Consider the following 2,765-nt stretch of genomic DNA (forward strand, 5'->3'; position numbering starts at 1 on the left):
GGTGAGGTTGTCAAGATCGTTACGGCGGCGCTGCTGCTGCCGCTGGGGTGGAAAGCACTCGCTCTGCGAAAGTAGTCTCACGCTGTTCTGGTACAAGCTACCGTGCAGGCAGAGGTCATGCCACCCGGGTAGAAGGTCTGAGGTGGCAGCTCGCACTTATACTCGCCTATTTATTCCCCGGCTTCCATGAGTCTGGTTCGCGTTATCGCCAAGGCTGTAAGGCATCCCAGGAAGGCTTTGAGCATGGTGGCCAGAATGGTGTTCAAAAAGCCAGTGCCGGGATATTGCTCGGTGTGTGGTGAGAATAGGATACTCTATAAAGCTGGCCATCCGCGTATATCCTACTTTTGCAGAGGCTGCGGTGCGGTCGCCCGGAACCGGCACCTGGCAACAATCCTGGGCCGGATCATGGGTTCAGGAGAGCCGTATAGCCTACCTGGTCTGGTTGCTTCGCGACCGGATTTGAAGGTCTATCAGGCCCAGGCGCGTGGTCCCATCCATCAGGCTCTCTGGGGCCTTTCGGGGTACGTCTGCTCGGAATATTTACCCGATACGCTTCCCGGTTCGGTCTCTAAAAGCGGGATTCGGTGTGAAGACTTGCAGCAGCTTACATTCCCTGTGGATAGCTTTGATGTGGTAATTACCGAGGACGTGCTGGAGCACATACGCGACCCGGATGCGGCGTGGCGGGAGATCCACCGGGTCCTGAAGCCGGGAGGTTATCACGTATTTACGATTCCCTATGATCCGGGCAGACGTACCGCCCGGCGCGTGATCATTGAAGGGGAAAGGGACATTTTTGTCATGCCGAAAGTATATCACGGGGATGCAATCAGGGATGGGCTGGTCTATACTGATTTCGGATATGATCTACTTGACCACCTGGAACGGATAGGCTTGCCAACTCAATGCTATGGAGCTGACGGGTTGGACGGCCATCCCCATCACATTTATGCCGGCTGGGTATTTGTATCCCGGAAGGAGGTTTAACGAATGACTGCGGGTGATGGGACCGGTCGGCGTCTATTTTCTGCTAATCGATTGCCTGCCGTAAGCAAAGTGAAGCCTATGCGTATTTTTGAGAAGACCCTCGTCGTCCTGCTCCTATTTATTTCTGTGTCAGCGGCTCAATCTTCCTTCTATGTCGGCGCAGTATTCCTGTTGATACCGCCTTCGCCTGCTATGAACGGGATGGGGGAGGTGGGGGCCGCCCTGCCGTCCCGGGATATTTTTTCGATCTATTATAATCCCGCCAATTTCCCCAGCATAAAAGGCCTATCCCTGGCATATAGTCTGGAAAATAAGACCCAGTGGTTGCCTGGTCTGTCTGACGACATATTTCTTCACTATGAGGCTGGGATGTTGGGGTATCAATCCGGCCAGGGGGCTTTCGGGCTCAGCATGGGATATTATCGCACCTATCTCGACCTGGGAGAGGTGGTGCGAATGGATGAGTATGGCCAGTCAATTGGCACTTTCTCGCCGCATTACTCTGCCGATGTGGTCACTTTCGGTGCCAGGAGTGGCTTTAACCTGGGGCTGGTGCCCATGAGTTTCTCGGTAGGTGGGGCGCTCAAGAATACAGTCCAGGATATGAGCGAATATCCTCCTCATGATCAATTGCGGAGCGATAATAGATTCTATGACTTCGGATTTATGTTGACCGCCCCGTTTTCCACCCGGAGTGCAGAACTTGACTTTGGACTGTCGGTAGAACCGGCCATAGGCTACAGTATCCTGAACATGGGCGAGGGGGTCACATTTATTGATGAAGATCAGGCGGATCCGCCGCCAACCTTAGCTCGATTGGGATTCTCCCTATCCTGCAGCGCTACGGGTTTGACATCCAGGTATCCTATCGCGACTTTTCGGTATGGCCGGGAAGTGGATGATATTCTGGTCGTAATGGAGGAGAAGAATGGGGACAGGGACTGGAATGTGGACGCGCCGATTGGTGACATTGACATTTACAACAACTTGATTAAGAATAAACCGGGCGAGGACTTGACCCTCCACCGCGGCTATGAGTTCACCTTCCTTGACCTATTCACCTTTCGGACTGGGGAATACATCTATGAGTATCCCAGCAACGCGTCAGAGGACTATCGCCAGCATATTTACACCTGGGGCAGGGCATTACATGGCCGGCCCATTCTGCTGCTTATGTCCCAATTGCTTAGGAGCCCTGTTACTCGTGCGCTGGCGCGCCACTTCGATTTCGTTTATAACGAGAGTCACTTTGAGGGACGGGATGGCCACCATTCCTCCCCTTTAGCAGGTACCGACTTTGAGAACCTGGTCGTTGCTTTTCACTATCCTGGAAGTTAATTAGCTTTGCTCCATCTCGCGGTCCGGTGTAGAGTGCAGACCAGTAAGGAGGATCCATGAGCGATACCATTTTTGGCAAGATCATCAACAAGGAGATTCCGTCCGATATTATTTACGAGGACGAGCAGTGCGTGGCTTTCAGGGACGTCAATCCGCAGGCGCCGGTGCATTTCCTGGTGGTGCCGCGCAAACCCATTCCCAGACTGCAGGACCTGGCAGCCGAAGACGAGGGCCTCATCGGGTATATCCACAGGGTGATCATCCGGCTGACGGAGCAGGAGGGCATTGCCGACGGTTACCGAGTGGTGGTCAATTCCGGGTCGAGTGCCGGCCAGTCGATCTTTCCCCTGCACTTCCATGTGCTGGGTGGTCGCCCGATGCGCTGGCCCCCCGGATAAGTGACCGCGGTGGTGAGCCAGTCTGCGTGTCGTTGGAAC

Annotated in this window: 3 protein-coding genes; all 3 read left to right on the plus strand. The window is 54.3% G+C overall.

Annotated features, from left to right (window positions below; all coding sequences use genetic code 11):
• The first annotated feature begins 186 nt into the window (after window positions 1–186).
• From ACETWG_07540 to ACETWG_07550, 3 genes are read left to right on the plus strand one after another with little or no spacing between them, the layout of a single operon-like run.
• Window positions 187–990 (plus strand): class I SAM-dependent methyltransferase, encoded by an 804-nt coding sequence (locus tag ACETWG_07540; GenBank protein ID MFB0516440.1) that lies wholly within the window; start codon window positions 187–189, stop codon window positions 988–990.
• Window positions 991–993: 3 nt separating this feature from the next.
• A complete protein-coding gene (locus ACETWG_07545; protein MFB0516441.1) occupies window positions 994–2,328 on the plus strand; it encodes a hypothetical protein in 1,335 nt (444 codons plus the stop codon).
• Window positions 2,329–2,384: 56 nt separating this feature from the next.
• A complete protein-coding gene (locus ACETWG_07550; GenBank protein MFB0516442.1) occupies window positions 2,385–2,726 on the plus strand; it encodes a histidine triad nucleotide-binding protein in 342 nt (113 codons plus the stop codon).
• The last annotated feature ends 39 nt before the right edge of the window (window positions 2,727–2,765 follow it).

The organism is Candidatus Neomarinimicrobiota bacterium (assembly GCA_041862535.1).
Taxonomy (GTDB): Bacteria; Fidelibacterota; Marinisomatia; order SCGC-AAA003-L08; family TS1B11.

Excerpts from the sequence above, each read along its gene's own strand:
- ACETWG_07540 (MFB0516440.1), top strand. The coding sequence starts at position 187 with ATGAGTCTGGTTCGCGTTATCGCCAAGGCTGTAAGGCATCCCAGGAAG.
- ACETWG_07545 (MFB0516441.1), top strand. The coding sequence starts at position 994 with ATGACTGCGGGTGATGGGACCGGTCGGCGTCTATTTTCTGCTAATCGA.
- ACETWG_07550 (MFB0516442.1), top strand. The coding sequence starts at position 2,385 with ATGAGCGATACCATTTTTGGCAAGATCATCAACAAGGAGATTCCGTCC.